The organism is Candidatus Deianiraea vastatrix (assembly GCF_007993655.1).
GTDB lineage: Bacteria > Pseudomonadota > Alphaproteobacteria > Rickettsiales > Deianiraeaceae > Deianiraea > Deianiraea vastatrix.
On the sequence record NZ_CP029077.1, the window covers coordinates 781116 to 799199 of the forward strand.

The 18084-nt window shown below is 33.5% G+C and carries 17 protein-coding genes and 2 tRNA genes; 11 read left to right on the top strand and 8 right to left on the bottom strand.

The window, feature by feature from the left end:
* Positions 1-2 precede the first annotated feature (2 nt).
* Positions 3-602, top strand: coding sequence for a recombination mediator RecR (recR, locus tag deia_RS03695; RefSeq protein ID WP_146820813.1), 600 nt, complete (start codon positions 3-5; stop codon positions 600-602).
* Between the two features lie 156 nt (positions 603-758).
* Here the strand turns inward: recR and deia_RS03700 are convergent, their stop codons facing one another.
* Positions 759-1691: a hypothetical protein gene (locus tag deia_RS03700; protein WP_146820814.1), complete on the bottom strand. Its 933-nt coding sequence runs from the start codon at positions 1689-1691 to the stop codon at positions 759-761.
* The gene (gene proS, locus deia_RS03705) at positions 1688-2980 is read right to left on the bottom strand and encodes a proline--tRNA ligase (RefSeq protein ID WP_146820815.1); all 1293 of its coding nucleotides are present in this window, start codon (positions 2978-2980) and stop codon (positions 1688-1690) included. The genes deia_RS03700 and proS overlap by 4 nt, the downstream gene beginning before the upstream one ends.
* Positions 2981-3138: 158 nt before the next feature.
* On the opposite strand from proS, the gene deia_RS03710 reads away from it, so the two are divergent.
* Positions 3139-4056 (top strand): class I fructose-bisphosphate aldolase, encoded by a 918-nt coding sequence (locus deia_RS03710; protein WP_146820816.1) that lies wholly within the window; start codon positions 3139-3141, stop codon positions 4054-4056.
* Between the two features lie 140 nt (positions 4057-4196).
* Here deia_RS03710 and deia_RS03715 read toward each other — a convergent pair whose 3' ends face one another.
* Complete coding sequence (locus deia_RS03715; RefSeq protein ID WP_146820817.1) at positions 4197-5150, bottom strand: M23 family metallopeptidase; 954 nt, start codon at positions 5148-5150, stop codon at positions 4197-4199.
* Positions 5151-5558: 408 nt separating this feature from the next.
* Complete coding sequence (locus deia_RS03720) at positions 5559-7145, bottom strand: MORN repeat-containing protein (protein WP_146820818.1); 1587 nt, start codon at positions 7143-7145, stop codon at positions 5559-5561.
* Between the two features lie 274 nt (positions 7146-7419).
* Here deia_RS03720 and deia_RS03725 point away from each other — a divergent pair.
* Together deia_RS03725 and deia_RS03730 are read left to right on the top strand one after the other, a co-directional pair.
* Positions 7420-7496 (top strand) — tRNA-Met (locus deia_RS03725).
* 15 nt (positions 7497-7511) lie between these two features.
* Positions 7512-8282, top strand: coding sequence for a JAB domain-containing protein (locus tag deia_RS03730; RefSeq protein WP_146820819.1), 771 nt, complete (start codon positions 7512-7514; stop codon positions 8280-8282).
* A 13-nt stretch (positions 8283-8295) separates the two neighbouring features.
* Here deia_RS03730 and deia_RS03735 read toward each other — a convergent pair whose 3' ends face one another.
* From deia_RS03735 to deia_RS03745, 3 genes are all read right to left on the bottom strand, one after another.
* On the bottom strand, positions 8296-9123 hold the full coding sequence (locus tag deia_RS03735) for a hypothetical protein (RefSeq protein WP_146820820.1): 828 nt from the start codon (positions 9121-9123) through the stop codon (positions 8296-8298).
* A 16-nt stretch (positions 9124-9139) separates the two neighbouring features.
* Positions 9140-9216: transfer RNA gene (locus deia_RS03740), tRNA-Cys, on the bottom strand.
* A 59-nt stretch (positions 9217-9275) separates the two neighbouring features.
* Positions 9276-10397: a tRNA nucleotidyltransferase/poly(A) polymerase family protein gene (locus deia_RS03745; RefSeq protein WP_161982851.1), complete on the bottom strand. Its 1122-nt coding sequence runs from the start codon at positions 10395-10397 to the stop codon at positions 9276-9278.
* Positions 10398-10471: 74 nt separating this feature from the next.
* On the opposite strand from deia_RS03745, the gene deia_RS03750 reads away from it, so the two are divergent.
* The 5 genes from deia_RS03750 to deia_RS03770 are packed head-to-tail and all read left to right on the top strand — an operon-like array spanning position 10472 to position 14698.
* Entirely contained in the window at positions 10472-11560 is a 1089-nt protein-coding gene (locus deia_RS03750; RefSeq protein WP_146820822.1) for a TAXI family TRAP transporter solute-binding subunit, read from the top strand.
* On the top strand, positions 11560-12045 hold the full coding sequence (ruvC, locus tag deia_RS03755) for a crossover junction endodeoxyribonuclease RuvC (protein WP_146820823.1): 486 nt from the start codon (positions 11560-11562) through the stop codon (positions 12043-12045). The genes deia_RS03750 and ruvC overlap by 1 nt, the downstream gene beginning before the upstream one ends.
* Positions 12042-12671 (top strand): Holliday junction resolvase RuvX, encoded by a 630-nt coding sequence (ruvX, locus tag deia_RS03760; RefSeq protein WP_146820824.1) that lies wholly within the window; start codon positions 12042-12044, stop codon positions 12669-12671. The genes ruvC and ruvX overlap by 4 nt, the downstream gene beginning before the upstream one ends.
* A gap of 23 nt (positions 12672-12694) precedes the next feature.
* Entirely contained in the window at positions 12695-13684 is a 990-nt protein-coding gene (locus tag deia_RS03765) for an OmpA family protein (RefSeq protein ID WP_146820825.1), read from the top strand.
* Positions 13685-13699: 15 nt separating this feature from the next.
* Entirely contained in the window at positions 13700-14698 is a 999-nt protein-coding gene (locus deia_RS03770; protein WP_146820826.1) for an ELM1/GtrOC1 family putative glycosyltransferase, read from the top strand.
* A 7-nt stretch (positions 14699-14705) separates the two neighbouring features.
* Here the strand turns inward: deia_RS03770 and deia_RS03775 are convergent, their stop codons facing one another.
* Positions 14706-15533 carry a hypothetical protein gene (locus deia_RS03775; RefSeq protein WP_146820827.1) on the bottom strand — a complete coding sequence of 276 codons (828 nt, stop codon included), beginning with the start codon at positions 15531-15533 and terminating at the stop codon, positions 14706-14708.
* 131 nt (positions 15534-15664) lie between these two features.
* On the opposite strand from deia_RS03775, the gene tuf reads away from it, so the two are divergent.
* Together tuf and tgt are read left to right on the top strand one after the other, a co-directional pair.
* Positions 15665-16846 carry an elongation factor Tu gene (gene tuf, locus deia_RS03780; protein ID WP_146820828.1) on the top strand — a complete coding sequence of 394 codons (1182 nt, stop codon included), beginning with the start codon at positions 15665-15667 and terminating at the stop codon, positions 16844-16846.
* A gap of 128 nt (positions 16847-16974) precedes the next feature.
* Entirely contained in the window at positions 16975-18072 is a 1098-nt protein-coding gene (gene tgt / locus deia_RS03785) for a tRNA guanosine(34) transglycosylase Tgt (RefSeq protein WP_146820829.1), read from the top strand.
* Positions 18073-18084: the final 12 nt, after the last annotated feature.

Here is an 18084-nt window from a genome sequence, read left to right on the forward strand (position 1 = left end):
ATATGAATTATACAATAACTGATCTAATAGATTTCATTGGAAAACTGCCAAGCGTCGGCCCGAGATCTGCAAAAAAAATTGCAATTTCAATGATAAAAGACAAGAAAAATATGATGAACGGCTTTGCAAATATTCTAACAAATTTATCAGCCTCAATCAAGCAATGCTCAAAGTGCAGAAACTTTGATACATTGGAGGTCTGCTCAATTTGCGTATCCAGAAAAAACTCCAATCAACTCTGCATTGTCTCAGATGTTGACGATTTATGGAATATCGAAAAAAGCGAAGCATACGGCGGACTTTATTACATACTCGGCGGCTATCTTTCCGCTTCAACCTCGACACTGCCTGAAGATCTTGGAATTTTTCAGCTTTGTCAAATTATTAAAGAATCGCAAATATCCGAAGTAATTTTCGCACTCGGCTCAACAATCTCTGCCCAAACAACATACTACTACGTCCTAGACGAGCTTGAAAAATTCGTGAAATCCGAAAACCTAGCTATTAAATTTACATCCCTTGCTTTTGGAATTCCAATGGGCAGTGAAATTGACTATCTTGACGAAGGAACTATCGCCCAAAGCTTTCGAAGTAGAGGGTAATCTCTGCAAGCATTTATCAAAGAATCCATGCTTTATAAAACCCTTTGAAATAAGATTAATATAATGCAAACTAACATTTCAAGCTAAAAATACAGAAATCACAATTAGCGCAACTCATTAAAACACAAATATCCTAAGCCTTGTCCTCCAATTTTATCAATACACTTTTCCAATATTATTCTTTTTCCCACCATCGAATATACTACGAAACTCTTGAACATATTCACGATGATTTAGCAACTTTTGTTCCTTCTTACCTGCATTTTGACCTGTTTGAAAAATTCGTCCACCTTCCGCTTTCGGCATAACATTATTAATAGGCTGAGATTGAACTACATTTACCTTCCTAACCCGTGCCACTTTACCAAATGGATTATCATCTTTCAAAGCGGCAAGTATTGGCATTTTCACCTCTTGCTTCTTTAAGCCAGCAACATTATTATTAAAATTCTGCCGACTATTTACAACCGCTATACGTGGAAATACATCATTCTGTTTTTGCTTTGCTTCGTTTTTCACAATTACAACAGGAGGAAAAGGATATTTCGAACTATTTTCTTCCAAAATGATTGGCAGCGCTCCTTTCCTATGCTGGTTTATTTGTTCTGGGTCTGGCTCTCTCAAAGGAGATATAATGCTTTTGCCTTTATTATAATGTAAATTATGTGAAACTTTATTACCTTGAATTTCTGCATTCATTGTTTGCTTTTCTTGATTTTTCAATTTTTGATACCCTTTTATTTCACCTTTATTAACAAGCGTTAATTTTGTCACCTTGGGAATATCTGGTACGCCATGCACATTAAATGGTTCTTTTTTTACTTCCAATGGCTTTGCAATCACTGCCTGCTTAGTTCCTAATGTAAAATCATAAACTTTTTTATTTTGTTCAATAAAATTTTTACCCCCATTTTTACCTGTATTATTTACTTGCACTTTTGGCTTATAAGGAAAGCTAAAATCCACTTTATCGCCTTTGCCAACATGTTTAATTTGCCTAGTGACCTCAGTTTCCCTTCGTTGATTATTCACGACACTGCCTTTGCTTTTAGCAACTGTAGGTTTTTGCTGTTTGTTATTATACTTCATACCCTTATAACATCATTAATATTTTCAATTCTTACTTTTTTTACATCACCTGTCTTTCTTTCCTTTATTTCAACCTCACCCTGCTCAAGTGATTTAGACCCAAGAATAATCTGCGTTGGAATGCCGATTAAATCTGCATTATTGAACTTAAATCCTGCAGAATTGTCGCTGTCGTCGTATAAAATATCTATGCCTTGTAATTTCAGTTTTTCATATATTTCATCGCATTTTTTAACGCAATTTTCGTCTTTTGGCGAAAGATTTAGCAAGATAACCTCAAATGGTGCAATGGATTTGTGCCAAATTATGCCCTTTTCATCGCTATTTGCCTCTATTGCGGCCGCCATAATACGTGTTACACCAATTCCATAACACCCCCCAACCGGATGAAACAATTTGCCGTCTTGGCCTTGAATTTTAATGTCCATCTGCTTGCTATACTTATCGCCGTAGTAAAAAATATGACCAACTTCTATACCGCGTTTTTCAACCAAATTCTCTTTTGCAATCGGGCAATTTTCGCTACTATGTTCGTCGTCTGTTTTGGCATATACATTCTTTAGATCGTCAATATTGAAATTTCCTATATTCTGACGCATTTCATCGAGTTTTTTGTCGTAGAAAATTCCAGATTCCCCAGTTTCGGCGATAACATGAAATTCATGGCTTAAATCACCGCCAATTTCACCACTTGCAGCCCGCATTGGCACTGCAACTAAGCCCATTTTTTTAAACATCTCAAGATATGCGCAAAAGTAATTATCGTATGTTTTTCGCGCTAAATCCTCGTTTACATCGAAGGAATAGCAGTCCATCATAATAAACTCACGGCAACGCATTAAGCCAAATCTTGGGCGAATTTCATCACGAAACTTAGTATTTATCTGATAAAACGCAACTGGAATCTGCTTATAACTCTTAATATCCATTTCAAAAATTAACTGTGCGCTCTCCTCCGCAGTTGGCGAAAATAGCATATCAACGCCATTTCTGTCCTTCATTCTTAAAGTTTCAGGACCGCAATATCCCTTTTCACGCCCGCTTCTTACCCAAACATCGTTATTTTGAACTATCGGAAAAAGCACCTCAGAGCCGCCAATTTTATTGATTTCATCCCTTATAATATTCGAAATTTTCTGCACAACTCGAAGCCCAAGTGGCATTAAAGTGTAAAGCCCACTTGCAATTTGACGAATCATCCCCGCCTTTAACATCAATTTATGCGAAATAACACTTGCATCAGACGGTGTCTCTTTTAAAGTTGGAATGTGAAATTGCGTAATGCGCATCGCTTGAAAAATATCTTTCTGAGCTATAACATGAATTTTTTATTTATCAAGTTTTTTTTATATCAACGAACAATTGTCTATTTTAAAAAATATAGGCAAATTTTGCTTGCAAATTAAAATCATTATCCTTAGTTGGTAGTAAAATGGATTTTTTCTGTATGAAAGTCACTAAAAAAGTTAAGCAAATACTAGATAATTACGACTCATGTAATGTTGGCGTAAAGACAAATATCGCAAGAATTCTTATGTCTGGTGCCCTTGGCGGAAGCGGAAAAATGGTCATCCTTCCGGTTGATCAAGGCTTTGAACATGGTCCAGAGCGTAGCTTTTCAAAAAACCCTGATGCATACGATCCTGATTACCATTTTCAACTTGCAATCGATGCAAAATTAAACGCATATGCCGCTCCACTTGGTGCAGTTGAAGCCTCAGCTGACAAATTTGCAGGATCAATACCCCTTATACTAAAAGTAAATAGCTCAAATTCCCTTACTTCAAAACAATCATCACCAACACAAGCAATTACAGCCTCGGTAAAAGATGCTTTAAGACTTGGATGTAGCGCGATAGGAATGACAATTTATCCAGGCACAAACGGCTTTAACGATAGCGTAACCGATCTTAAAGAAATGATTTATAAAGCAAAAAAATATGGTCTTGCAACTGTAATTTGGTCATATGCAAGAGGTGAAGGCGTAAGCAAAGACGGCGAAACCGCAATCGATGTTATCTCATATTCTGCGCATATCGCAGCCCTGCTTGGCGCTGATATAATAAAAGTTAAACCGCCAGTTGATTTTATTGAACAAAGTGAAGCAAAAAAAGCTATGGAAGGCATGAAAACATCAACTCTTAAAGATAGAATTGCAATAGTGAAAAGATCCTGCTTTAACGGTAAAAGACTTGTTGTTTTCTCAGGCGGAGCGGCGAAAAATGATGACGAAATACTAAAAGAAATCAGCGAAATTAGCCAAGGTGGTGGCGATGGCTCGATTATAGGTCGCAACGCATTTCAGCGCAAGAATGAAGATGCAAAAGATCTACTGCAAAAAATTATTCAGATATACAAAAAATAGTGTTAGTAATTCTGAATACAATATACATCTTTACTTTCTCGTTTTTCATCCCAATCTCTATAGTATAGCAGCAACTGCATGCTATCCATACTCTTTAAATCAAGAGCTATATCTTATGCAAATTTTAAAATCTTGTAATACTAGTCTAAATATTTCTCAACATCGCTGATAAATACGCTGTTTTCACGAATTGCAAAAAACATCGGTTTTGACTTTGCAAAATATCCAATTTTCTGCCCATCTGATACATTATCCCCTTGCGATACAACAACATCTACAAGATTTCCATATAATGTCGTATATTTCTTATCGTGCTTAATAATAACAAGTTTCTTTAAATTTTCAACACCATCGCCAACATAAATAACGATACCTTTTTTTGATGCAAAAACACTGAAATCTTCAGTAGATGATATATTAATTCCATTTTCTATCTTTGAAATTGACCTGCTTTTACTTGGGTATAAAAATCTATTTTCTTTGCTAGTCTTTACCTTTACATCTTCAACTTTTGCGATTACAACATCATCTTTTTTCTCAACTACAGGCTTTTCATCACTCTTTGCAACATAATTATCACCCATAGGCACTCGCAATTTCATTCCAATCCATACATTTTGCGACTTCATGTTGTTTGCTTCCATAATTTTTGCTATCTTAACTCTATATTTGTCAGATACATGCGATAGCGTCTCACCTTTTGCAATAGTGTGCGATTCATACCTTACCTCACCAGTTGCAGCTTTTTCCTCAACTTTTACAGGAGTTTTTTGCGCTAAATCCTCGCTCTTGGCAGGTAAATCCTTGGCCTTTGGCAAGTCTTTTTTCACATTTTCAGGCACTTTCTTGCTACTGTCAACTTTTTTAACATCAACTGGCTGCACTGCATCTTTTGGAATTATAATCTTTTGACCAACCTTAACATCAGTTGACTTCATGCCATTTGCTTCCATAATTTTTGCCATTTTTATTCTATATTTGTCAGAAACATGCGATAGTGTCTCTCCACTTTTGATGACATACACTTCATCTGCCGCAACTGCAACTTGGCTACAAAATAATACAATAACGAAACTTAAAATTATTCCATTCATACTTAATAAATAATAGACACGCCACAATACATTTTAAAAACTAAAAATCAAGTACTTTTTTATAAATATTTGGTAACAATATACAACTTCAAATCAGCAAATTTACTTAACAATTAAAAAAAGCCCTAACATCTCACTATCACACGCTTTTACAATGTACTAATAGCAATAAATCCCAAAAAAATAATAAGCAACACAAGCTAATACTAATAAATCGTTCGTCTATATTAATTCTTGTATAATACATTCTAGTGAAAAATTTATTTTATATTCATTTGATATATACAAAAATTTAGCCTAATCCAAAACTAAATTACACACCACAAATCCTTGCTTAAACAATAGCGATAATCCATTTTAAGACTATCGCTACTTACACAAATTAAAGTCAAGCATTTATACTAGCGTTTACTTAAATAAAAAGTCTTTTTTTTGTTGCTGAATTTGACTTTGCTGCTGAAATTGTTTACTACCCCCCTCCTCTTGCTTAGTGCTATGTGATTTATTATAAGGAGAATCGTATGTCTTTTTTAAACCAGATATATTCGAACCCCTTTCAGATTGATCAGTTTGCACCTGCTGTTGTTGTTGCTGTTGTTGTTTCTTCTTGAATTCGCTACTAACTTCAATACAGTTGTTTCTAGCTTCATCATATCCCATTCTTGATTGCTTTGTATCTTTTGATTTATCTTTTGATTTATCTTCAGATATTGTCATTGCTTGAGATATTATCATCCTTCCACAAATCAAGTCATCGTCTTGAAATTCCCCTTCATACATTAAGCCGTCTGGAAGTGTAAGCTTACCCTTGCCATGCTTTTTGTCTTTTAAGAATTCCCCTTCATAAATTGAGCCGTCTGAAAGTATAAGCTTACCCTTGCCATGCTTTTTGTCTTTTAAGAATTCCCCTTCATAAATTGAGCCGTCTGGAAATTTTTTACGACCATTGTATGCCACGCATTTATTCAAACCAAGACTTGTGATACTAAATTCCCCATCAAAATAATCCCCATTGTCATATACAAACCTCCCTCTATCTCTCAAAGCGTCAATCTTACGTTCAATTTCAAAAAAACAATCTTTCAGTTTTGTAACTGTTGTTACTGGATTACTTTGATTTGGTAAATCATCTATGTGACCAATATCACTTTGTGTTGATAATAAATCATCTATGTGACCAATATTAATTTGTGTTGATAATAAATCATCTCCGTAACCAATATCATTGTTGAATGTAATTTTTTGATACTCACGACAGTTTAGCGTATACTTCATAATACCATGTTTTTTGCCTTCCAAGAATTCCCCTTCACAACTTGAGCCATCTAAAAGTGTAAGCTTACCCTTGCCATGCGCTTTGCCATTTCTCATTTCACCTTCGTAAATTGAGTCGTCTGAAAGTATAAACTTACCTTTGCAATTTCTCATTTCACCTTCGTCAATTGAGCCGTCTGGAAATTTTTTACAATCTTCATATTTCACAGATGTATTTAACTCATTATTGACAATATGTTCTGTATAACTACCATCTTGATATATAACTTTGTAAATGAGATTCTTTGCGTCTTCGGTGAAATGTCCTGCATAAATTACTCCATTTTCATTAGTTTTACGAAAAACCTTTGGTGGATACAATCGTTTTCCGTCTGAATTAAAATTAAATGTCAAAAAATCACCATTTGGATATTGAAATGTCCCGTCAGGGTATTTAATTTTTCCATGTACCATATAACCTTCGTAAATTGAGCCGTCTGAAAGTATAAGCTTACCTTTGCCATCTGCTTTGCCTTTTGTCACTTCACCTTCGTAAATTGAGCCGTCTAGAAATGTACGCTTAACATCATATCTTTCGCCTTCAGAGTATGGCTTTAGCTCACTTAAGTCCATTGGAGGCATCAAGCCAGCCTTCAATACTTGATAATTTTCCATATCACATTGGTAAATTGAGCCGTCTTTTTTACGAATAGTCATCTTATCATCAAGCATAATAGCCATCTTATCCTCAAGCCTAATTACTCTTTCGCATTTGTACTTTGTTTTGATTCATAAAAAATAATAAATAACGTTTCTCTAATACACTATACTTTATTTAAAATCAACTATTAATTTTATTTTGCAAAAAATTTCCTTATTTCCTACAAAATACTCACAATTATATAATGATGCCTAAATTCAAAACCTAAACAAAAAAAATACTAAATCACACAAACAGAAAAAATAAATAGATATTGACTTTTAAAAATCTTGTATCATACTTTTTGTATGTAGTGGCAAGATAGCTCAGTTGGTTAGAGCAAAGGAATCATAATCCTTGGGTCGGGGGTTCAAGTCCCTCTCTTGCTACCAGTAAATTTTGGTGCCATGAAAAGACGATTTAATCCAATATATACAATATCACAAAGAACGCCAGAACCTAAAAGTACATCCACGGATCTCGATTCAGAAAATGTCATAAACATACAAGATGCTAAAAATACCCTTCAAAAACGCGATATAAATTCAAAAAATAATGACAATCTCGAAATTCAAATGCCATCTTGTGTAAAAGAAATGTTTATGTCAATGCTTGCATATATTGACCCAACAATAGAGAAAAATGACTTGCTACCATTGCTAAATTCAAAAAGCTCAGTTAGTAAAATAATATTTGATCTTGAGCAAACAAGCTTTGCCCAAAGTGATGAAAAAATTAAAAATGCAGTCAATATAATCAAAAACTTTATTGACCTATTGCTACAAGAACGTATACAAAATAAAAATATTATGCATGTTTGGAATGATTTATCTCAATATCTAAAAATTAAATTTGGTGAAATTGGGCACGAAGTTTTTATTATATTTTACCTAGATGCAAAATATCAAATTATTAAAGAAGAGCAATTGTCAATAGGTTTTTCCGATAAAGTTGGTATCGATATTAAGAAAATTATCAAACAAAGCTCTACTTTAAACGCTAAAAATATAGCAATAATACATAATCATCCATCTGGAAACCCAAACCCATCTGCACAAGATATGGACTTAACATACGAAATATCAAAGCTCCTTGCAATAGTAGGAATAGAAATATTTGACCATGCAATAGTCTCGGGAAATGAGATATTTAGCTTTAGAAAAAACTATCTACTTTAAAACACACATCCTATTATGTTCTTTGCTTATCTTTTGTAACCTCTTCTCTTTGTTTTTTTAGCATATCCCCAAAGCCACCCTTCTTTGCCTCCTCAGGCTTTGCATTATCCTTGACACCTTCAGGCTTTTTACCATCTTTCTCTTGATCAACAACTTTATATTTCAACTTTTCAGAATCTAAATATTTCGTTAACGCATCAAAAGCTTTATCATCATTTACCGTAATTATTATTTCTCCACTTGCCTTATATTCAATGGTAAAGGGCTGCTTTTTTTTATCATCTTTTTTTGCTACACCTGCATTCTTTGCGCCATATTTACCATGTAAATACTCCTTATTATTAACATTAAATCGTACCTCAGATGCTTTACTATCAACTTGTACACCATTTTCGGTCATAAATTGCATTATTTTGCCAATCCAGTTATTTACAAATTCAGTAACTTCATCATCTGGCTTTCCCTTTAATTCAGCAATTTCTACACTTATTTTTTTTGATTCAACATCCTTGTCATCATCTTCTTTTTTACCATCCTTAGGTATCGGATGAGGTGTTTTTGTTGGCCCACCTTTGCCACCACCAAGTTGCGGTGTTTTTTGCACTGGAGTTTTCTTCAATTCTTGCGGATTCTGATTATTTTGATCTAAAGATTTATCATCATCTTCTTCCTTCTCTTCTTCAAACGATTGATCTAAAGATTTATCATCATCTTCTTCCTTCTCTTCTTCAAACGATTGATCTAAAAATTGATTACCATTTTGATCATTAGGTTTATGATTGTCTTGTTTTTTATTTAAAGATTGAGTTTTTTTTTCAAAGAAATTACCGCGATACTTCATACTGATATAGAAAAACTGGAGGCCGAAGTGAGATTCGAACTCACGATCAAGGATTTGCAATCCTCTGCATTAGACCAGCTATGCTATTCGGCCATATCAACTCAATTATACAACATAAATTTTAATTTGCAAGAAAAATAATGATGATAAAATTAGTTTTGCAAATTCTCCATATAATCATTATAAAATTTTATCTTCGCATCAAGAATAGCCTTGGATATTTCAGCCCCGTGCATACTTGATATATCTGGCTTTGTATACTCTAAATTTGATAATGCTATAAAGGCTTTATGATTAATTTTTCTCTCAAGTAACAAAAATATTTCAAATGCTCTGCAAAGCCCATATTTTGCAAGTATTGTAACATCGTTATCCTTGGTTTTTGCAGCTATATCTACGATTTTCTGCTCATATTTACGAAATATCTCATTTTTTCCAATACCACCCAGCATATTTAATAACTTTCCCTGACTTTTTGTGATTTTTGTGTGTAAAAATATCTCGTCATCTATGCTTTCTATAAATTTAATTCCAGAGGCTGAAATATTACAATTTTTAAAAATTCCATCAAATATACCATTACTTAACATAATATCAACCAAATAAGCGCAATTATCACTTTCAAATAGCTTTAATAATTCAGATCTAATGCGCTCTTTTGAAAGCATTTGCATTTCATTGCTAAGCTCTTTGCATATATTTATTTCCTCAAAACTATAATCTTTTATAATATGCGAAAAGCGAAAATATCTTATAATTCGTAAGAAATCTTCTGTAATTCTTGTTTTTGCATCTCCAATAAATCGTATTTTTCGCGCATTAATATCTGCAATTCCCCCATGATAGTCATAAATTTCGCCATTAAAATCAAGATAAATTGCATTCATGGTAAAATCTCGACGCATGGAATCCTCCTCAAAACTTGTTGTAAATTCAACCTCTGCATGCCTTCCAAAAGTTTGAATATCCTTTCTGCATGATGTAATTTCAAAATTTGTGTTGTTTTTTTTATCTACAACAATTAAAGTTCCGTGTGACCTGCCCCCTATGTCAAATACACCAATATCTTCAACGCTTTTTAGTATATTCATGACCTCGTCAGGGCTTGCATTTATTGATAAATCTATGTCAATCTTAGCCTTTTTTACCCCAAGTAAAATATCTCTAACATAACCCCCAACTATCATCAATTTTAAACCATTTCGCTTAAATATATCCGATAAATTATTTAAAAACAACCTATCTTCCAGTTTTATTTTATCTAAAAAATTCATAAAAAAATGCTTGCAAATTATATCAAGTGTATGTAACAAGTGTTTTTGAGTAAAGTCAAGATTATTTTTGTAAAATGAAATTAGCATTATTTCTACCAATTTTGTTGTTTTTTGCATCAGGATGTCAAATGAATCGCGGAAAACCATTTTTTTCTGGTGAATGGGGTTATTTTGATAAAACAAAAGCGGATAGCATAATCAAGGTAAAAAATGAACCTAAAAAGACCAAAGATGAACCTAAAAAAATCAAAAATGAAGCCAAGAAAGCAACGAAAAATAATAAAAAAGCTAAGATAAACGAGCCTAAAAAAACTATAATAATAGCAGGATCTAAGCCGCATAGCATGAAATACAATGTTGCAGGTAGCATTTGTATGTTTTTAAATAAAATGCACGACCTCAATATACACTGCGTTGTAGAGCCAACATCTAGCGTAAGATATGCTATGAATCATTACAATCAATACGATTTTATAATTAGCCAAACAAGCCTTGAAAAAGACTTCATGAATAACAAACAATTAACATCAATGTTCTCATTGTTCCCTGAGACTTTTACTATTTTGGTTTCAGAAAAATCTGGTATTAAATCAATTCAAGACCTAAAAGGTAAGAAAATTTATGTTGGAAAAGGTGAAAATTCAGCAAAAATAGCCCTGTCTGAAATCCTAAAGCATTCCAATATGTCAATATCAGACGTTAATATTATCTCTGGCGTTAATATGAGTCATGCACTTTGCAATAGCAGTATTGATGCAATAGCAACAGATATTAATCATCCAGATGGCGATGTTGATGAATTTGTAACAGAATGCGGGGTAAAAATTTTGCCAATTCCTGAGCAAGATATATCAAAAATTGTTACCGAACACGATGAATATCTAGCAAGCAAAATAAATATTAGTGCATACCCTGGATATAATAAAGATATAGCCTCATTTGCTATAATGACAAACCTTATAGCAACATCTCGCGTGGATGAAAAGCTTGCATACAAAATAACTAAAGCCGTGTTTGACAATATGCCGAAATTTAAAATGTATAACAAAGTATTCCTTGATGTTGAAAAAGATAAAATGACAGAAATGAAAAATGGCCTGATGCTGCCTATTCATAAAGGTGCATTAAAATACTATAAAGAAAATAATATTATCAAAAAATAATGGTTATTTTTGGCATAGATCCATCTTTAAATTCCTGCGGATATTGCGCTATAAACTGCGTTTCAAACTCGATAAATCTCCTATGCCTTGGCACGATAGAAAGTAAAACCGGCGGCGAAATGTATCCTAAATTAAACAAAATTTTCGATGTTATTCGCACCCAATATACTCAATATAAACCAGATATTCTTGCTATAGAAGATGTTTATGTTAATTCAAATCCCCAAACATCTTTAAAACTTGGTATTGTTCGTGGTGTCTGCATGGCAAATTTCCTCGATAATAAAACAGAAATCTTAAGCTTTGAGTCAAGGCTTGTAAAAAAAACACTCACAGGCAACGGAAATGCTGATAAAATGCAAATACAGTACATGCTAAAACATATTTTGCCATCAGCAAACCCAAAAACTGATGATGAAAGTGATGCACTTGCAATTGCAATTACGGCTTATTTAACTAAAACAACAAATAAAATCGGGTCATGATAACATTTGATATTTCGGAATTTGCAAATAATATAAAAAATGGGAAGATTCTTGGAATAGACTATGGAGCAAAAAAAATTGGTCTTTCAATAACCGATAATGACCGTATTATCGCAGTGCCAATGCAAATTATCAACAATGATGACAATTTTTTACAAAATTTCCATGAAATAATAAAATGTCACGATATAAAAGGAATTGCAATCGGCATACCCCTTGATATACTCGGAAATCTTCAAGACTTTTGCAATGTAATTATAACTTTTGCAAATAAATTATATCAAGAAATACAAATTCCAATTTTCCTCCAAGATGAAAGAATGACAACAAGACTTGCAAATACTTTGCAATTGTCATCGGGTAAATTTGGTAAACAAAGTGTTTTGGCATCAAAAAATCATACAAAAACTAGAATATCTCAGAATAAATCTTGGAAAAATCATAATAAATCTGAAAAATATAAAAATATCGATTTAGATTTTATTAAACCCCATGAAAAATCAGCAAAAAAAGGTAAAATGTCCCTTAATACCGTAAATTTTCAAGATGATGCAGTTGCAGCTTGTCAAATTTTAGATACAGTTATATCGCAGTTAAATATTGCAAATAAAAAATATAATGATTAAACTATTAAAGATTTTCTAAAACCATGATAAAATCTTGTTTTTTTCTATTAATGCTTTTCATGATTTGCGGATTTGCAAAAAATGAGCATTTTCAAAAAGGACTTGCAAGTTGTTATATGCGCTATGCTGAAGCAAAAAATATTGATGGAAATGGCACAGAGTATTTAAAATTTAAAAAACGCGCTTATAAAGTTACCCGTGGAGATGAAATATTCCCATATAGTCCACTCGATCTTGGCGTAAGCGTTGAAAATGGACTTGACTTTAAAATGGATAAATACAATAGATTAATGAAAATTTTGTCAGATACAGATTTGATAAAAAATGAATACGATATGTTAGCTCATCTACAATGCCTCTTTGATTGCTGGATTGGAGACGAAAGCCAAGATGCCCTTGGAAAACAGAAAATAAAAGAGTGTGAAAAATCTTTTCTTTGGAATTTGGAAAGCTTTGAGCAAAAATTTAAAATTACCCCAAAAGATACACCAGATAGTCTAAAAAAACCTACATACACAGAGGAAATTGCAATGGATGAGAAGAAAAAACACGAGTTGTGCTATAGTGTCTACTACAACGAAGGTGAATATATCCCACCAATTACAGCTAAAAATATTGTTGAAAAAATTATTAAAAATACTGGATCTTTTGATTCTGCAAGTGTATTAATTACCGGATATATAGACTGGACAGGCGAGCCGCATTATGGTAGATATTTGGCAAAAAAAAGAATGATTTTTATGCGCGATTTGCTCGTTGAAAGTGGCGTTTCTAGTAGAAAAGTACTTGGATTTGTCACCGAATATTCAGATATACTAAAAGATAAAAATGATACAGATAAACTAAATGCACGCAGAAGAGTTAGAGTGTGTATTGTAGATTTTGTAGTTGGAAGCAGACATGGTCAAGAATTTCTTGACTTTTTTGATTATAAGGGTAATGGAGATCTTAAGCCAAGTGAAATAGAAAAAATGGGAAGAGGGCAAATTCCAAAACAAGTAAAAAAGAAATGATTTTTTGTTATTAAAATGTTTAAAATTTTAGTTTTAACAGACTCGCGAGCTGCAAATACTAAGCAATCTACAGCTCTTGCAAATGGTATAAAATCAGTATTATCATCAAAAATAGCTGTGCAAATTGATACAACAGATGTAAAATTTAACTTTCTTGCAAAATTGCCAAATATAATAAGAATTTGGAAATTAAGCGGTAAGATAAGCAAGCCGCGTGAAAAAAGATACGACGTTATAATATCATGCGGTAGAAAACTTGCAAAAATATCGTTACATGCAAAACGAAAATATGGAGCTCAAAGAACAAAAATTATTACAATACTTAATCCAAATATTCCATTTTCACATTTTGATGCAGTCTTGCTTCCAAAACATGATAATATCCTAAGCCTAGACGAGAATAATGTCGTAAATACCAATGGTGCAATTTCATACTTTAATCCATCAGATTTCAAAGAAGATATTGCGAAATTTTCCAGCATTATCACAAGATTTCATAGACCGTACATATCAGTTGCTATCGGTGGAAACGCTAAAAACTTTGTTTTTACACAGGAAATTGGAATAGCTTTTATTAATCAGATTAATGATATTGCAAAAAAAATGGATGCAACACTACTAATTACTACATCTCGCAGAACACCTCCTCATATTATCGATAATATAAAGAAAATTCTTGATTGTTCATACTATTTATACGATGTTTCAAATCCACGAAAAGGCGAAAATCTATACAATGCATTTCTTGGTTATGCAGATTATTTAATTGCAACTGCAGATTCAATTTCAATGATATGCGAAATGTCTTATCTGCAAAAACCACTATATGTATATAAAGACGGCATTAATATATCAAAATATGAACAATTTTTAACCCTTGCTCAAGCCAATAATTCTGTCAAAATATTGGATAAAAATGTTGAAACCCTCGAAAACTTCCTTCCAAATACAATGGATTGCATCAATGATGTTGCAAAAGATGTGTTAAAAAAAGTAAATATCCTTTTTTATTAAGGAGTTTTTATAATCCGTATAAAACCGATATTTCAAGCCCAAATGAAGTCATCAACTTTCCACTACCTGCATATAAATCATTTGCATACTTCTTATTGGCCTTATCAGTTACCATTATTTTTAATTTTGCCTGCGCAACTATCGAATCTGTTATATCGTATGTTCCGCCGAAAAATACCGAATAAACCGCTGCAAATCCATCTCTTGCCTGAGATTTGTAAAACTCAGTCCCAGTTGTGTCTGAACTTGTTTTTGCACCACTGAGTGCCATTGTAACATTTGATACACCTATTCCAAAACCACCGAATAAATTTAGATTATTTCTTGGATCTCCCGTAATATAAAAGTTATACATTGCTCTTTTTTGCGAAAGTGTATACTTAACACTATCGTACTCATCATTAAATTTATTTGCGGCACTAACATGTTTTAAATTTGCAGTTTGTGAACCAAAACCAACTTCTAGCTCATGCCTTGTTGTTGCGCCCTCACGAGATAAATCAACATATCCTAGACTAATTATACCAGAAGATAAAATGCCTATACCATCATTTGTAAAATTTGGACCTTTTGAATTATTTTTTGCATAATTTGATTCCATATTATATAAAGCCTTATTCATATTTTCACTCATTCCCGCAGACCTCATGTCATTAATAGACGTTCCAAGCCATTCAAATCCACCACCAATATAAAATCGCCCAGAACTATTGCTATCATCTAAAAATGGCGGCCTGTTATCATCCTGCCTATATGCAAGTCTTTTTTGAAACATTGCAGATGCATTTTCTTGTAAAATAAAAATAAATAAACTAAAATATATCAAATATCTCATATCTCATCGATGTTATACACTAATCATTTACATAATTATCTTATTTGCAAGTTTTTTTTGTTAAAATAATTCTTGATTATAATTTTTTTATGTTTTTAATGTTTGAAAATGTTATTAATTTTTTTTATAATATGGCAGAGAAATTTGAAAGAAACAAACCCCATGTTAACGTGGGAACAATTGGACACGTTGACCACGGTAAAACAACTTTAACAGCGGCTATTACTAAGGTTTTGGCAGAAAAAGGTATGGCACAAGCTACGGCTTATGACCAAATCGATAAAGCACCAGAAGAAAGAGCTCGTGGTATAACAATCGCAACGGCGCACGTTGAATATGAAACAACTAATCGTCACTATGCTCACGTTGACTGCCCTGGTCACGCCGACTACATTAAAAATATGATTACAGGTGCCGCTCAGATGGACGGATCTATACTTGTTGTTGCCGGAACTGATGGTCCGATGCCTCAAACTCGTGAACACATCCTTCTTGCTCGTCAGGTTGGTGTACCTAGAATGGTTGTCTTCTTAAATAAATGCGACATAGCAGATGCAGAAATGCTTGAGCTTGTTGAAATGGAACTTCGTGAACTTCTTACTATGTATGGATTTGACGGTGATAATACTCCAATTATTCGTGGTGCTGCACTTGGCGCTCTAAACGGCGAACCTCAATGGGTTGAAAAAATTCATGAATTAATGGCTGCAGTTGATAGCTATATCCCTACACCTGAAAGAGAAACTGATAAACCATTCTTGATGTCTGTAGAAGATGTTTTCTCAATTTCTGGCCGTGGTACAGTTGCAACTGGTCGTATCGAATCTGGTATCGTTAAAGTCGGTGAAGAAGTTGAAATTATCGGCCTTGGTAAAGATACTAAGAAAACTACAATCACTGGAATTGAAATGTTTAGAAAATTACTTGATGAAGGTAGAGCTGGTGACAATGCAGGCTTGCTTCTTCGTGGTGTTGATAGAGAAGGTATTGAAAGAGGTCAAGTTCTTGCAAAACCAGGTAGCATAACTCCGCATAAGAAATTTAAGGCTGAAGTTTATGTTCTTACAAAAGAAGAAGGTGGAAGACATACTCCATTCTTTAAAAATTACAGACCTCAATTCTACTTCAGAACAACAGATGTTACTGGAACTGTAACCCTTCCTGCTGGAACTGAAATGGTTATGCCAGGTGATAATCTTACTCTTGAAATTGAATTAATGTATTCAGTTGCAATGAATAAAGGTTTGAGATTTGCTATCCGTGAAGGCGGTAGAACTGTTGGTTCAGGCGTAATTTCTGAAATTATTGAATAATAAATTCTTTAATTGAAAAATTATTAGTGGGTGATTGCATAAATCACTCACTTTTTTTTGTGAAAAAATATATTTATTATTTGACAAAAAGAAAACATATTTTTACTATATAAAAAATTTTTGCCTTAATGTCTTTTGAATTTACACTTGAGAAAAAAACAGGGAATGCTAGATGCGGCACGCTAAATCTTGCGCACGGCGTTGTGCAAACTCCAGTCTTTATGCCAGTTGGAACATCTGCAAGTGTTAAAGGTCTCACAAATGACATGATCAAAGATACTGGAGCGCAAATAATCCTTGGAAATACCTATCATTTAATGCTTCGCCCTGGGGAAGAAAAAATGGAAAAATTTGGCGGAATGCACAAATTTATGAACTGGAATCTGCCAATTTTAACTGATTCCGGCGGTTTTCAAGTAATGTCTCTATCTAAAATACGCAAAATTACTGAGGAAGGCGTTACATTTCGCTCGCACATTGATGGCACAAAATACCTCCTAACACCTGAAAGATCCATGGATATTCAATATAAAATTGGCAGCGATATAACTATGATTTTCGATGAATGCCCTGCATTTCCGATAACTCACAAGAAAGCGAAAAAATCTATGGAACTTTCACTTAGGTGGGCACAAAGATCAAAAGATGCATATATAAATCGCGATGGATACGGGCTTTTTGGCATAGTACAGGGGTCTGTTTTTCCCGATTTGCGTGAAATTTCTGCAAAATCCTTGATTGATATTGGTTTTGATGGATATGCAGTAGGCGGTCTTGCAGTTGGCGAGGGACAAGATGAAATGCTAAAAACCCTAGATTTTACCGTGCCTTTTATGCCGGAAGACAAGCCTAGATACCTCATGGGCGTTGGTAAACCTGATGATTTAATTAAAGCCGTAGCGCGTGGAATTGACATGTTCGACTGCGTTTTGCCATCACGCGTTGCAAGAAACGGCCTTGCTTACACAAGAAATGGCGAAATTCGGATTAAAAACGCACAATATGCAATTTCAGACCGCCAACTTGATGAAAAATGCAATTGCTATACATGTAAAAATCACAGCCTGCAATATCTTCATCATCTATTTAAAAATCAGGAAATACTTGTTGCAACGCTAATGACAATCCACAATATCACGTTTTACCAAGATTTAATGAAGGCTATTCGATCTGCGATTTTTGCAGGTAATTACAGTGAAAATACTAGGCTTGGGGATTTGTTTTAGTCAAATATACCA

Excerpts from the sequence above, each read along its gene's own strand:
- deia_RS03765 (WP_146820825.1), top strand. The coding sequence starts at position 12,695 with ATGATAAAATCTTGTTTTTTTCTATTAATGCTTTTCATGATTTGCGGA.
- ruvC (WP_146820823.1), top strand. The coding sequence starts at position 11,560 with ATGGTTATTTTTGGCATAGATCCATCTTTAAATTCCTGCGGATATTGC.
- ruvX (WP_146820824.1), top strand. The coding sequence starts at position 12,042 with ATGATAACATTTGATATTTCGGAATTTGCAAATAATATAAAAAATGGG.
- tuf (WP_146820828.1), top strand. The coding sequence starts at position 15,665 with ATGGCAGAGAAATTTGAAAGAAACAAACCCCATGTTAACGTGGGAACA.
- deia_RS03735 (WP_146820820.1), bottom strand. The coding sequence starts at position 9,123 with ATGAAGTATCGCGGTAATTTCTTTGAAAAAAAAACTCAATCTTTAAAT.
- recR (WP_146820813.1), top strand. The coding sequence starts at position 3 with ATGAATTATACAATAACTGATCTAATAGATTTCATTGGAAAACTGCCA.
- deia_RS03775 (WP_146820827.1), bottom strand. The coding sequence starts at position 15,533 with ATGAGATATTTGATATATTTTAGTTTATTTATTTTTATTTTACAAGAA.
- deia_RS03720 (WP_146820818.1), bottom strand. The coding sequence starts at position 7,145 with ATGGCTATTATGCTTGATGATAAGATGACTATTCGTAAAAAAGACGGC.
- deia_RS03770 (WP_146820826.1), top strand. The coding sequence starts at position 13,700 with ATGTTTAAAATTTTAGTTTTAACAGACTCGCGAGCTGCAAATACTAAG.
- proS (WP_146820815.1), bottom strand. The coding sequence starts at position 2,980 with ATGCGCATTACGCAATTTCACATTCCAACTTTAAAAGAGACACCGTCT.
- deia_RS03730 (WP_146820819.1), top strand. The coding sequence starts at position 7,512 with ATGAAAAGACGATTTAATCCAATATATACAATATCACAAAGAACGCCA.
- deia_RS03710 (WP_146820816.1), top strand. The coding sequence starts at position 3,139 with ATGAAAGTCACTAAAAAAGTTAAGCAAATACTAGATAATTACGACTCA.
- deia_RS03750 (WP_146820822.1), top strand. The coding sequence starts at position 10,472 with ATGAAATTAGCATTATTTCTACCAATTTTGTTGTTTTTTGCATCAGGA.
- deia_RS03715 (WP_146820817.1), bottom strand. The coding sequence starts at position 5,150 with ATGAATGGAATAATTTTAAGTTTCGTTATTGTATTATTTTGTAGCCAA.
- deia_RS03700 (WP_146820814.1), bottom strand. The coding sequence starts at position 1,691 with ATGAAGTATAATAACAAACAGCAAAAACCTACAGTTGCTAAAAGCAAA.
- deia_RS03745 (WP_161982851.1), bottom strand. The coding sequence starts at position 10,397 with ATGAATTTTTTAGATAAAATAAAACTGGAAGATAGGTTGTTTTTAAAT.
- tgt (WP_146820829.1), top strand. The coding sequence starts at position 16,975 with ATGTCTTTTGAATTTACACTTGAGAAAAAAACAGGGAATGCTAGATGC.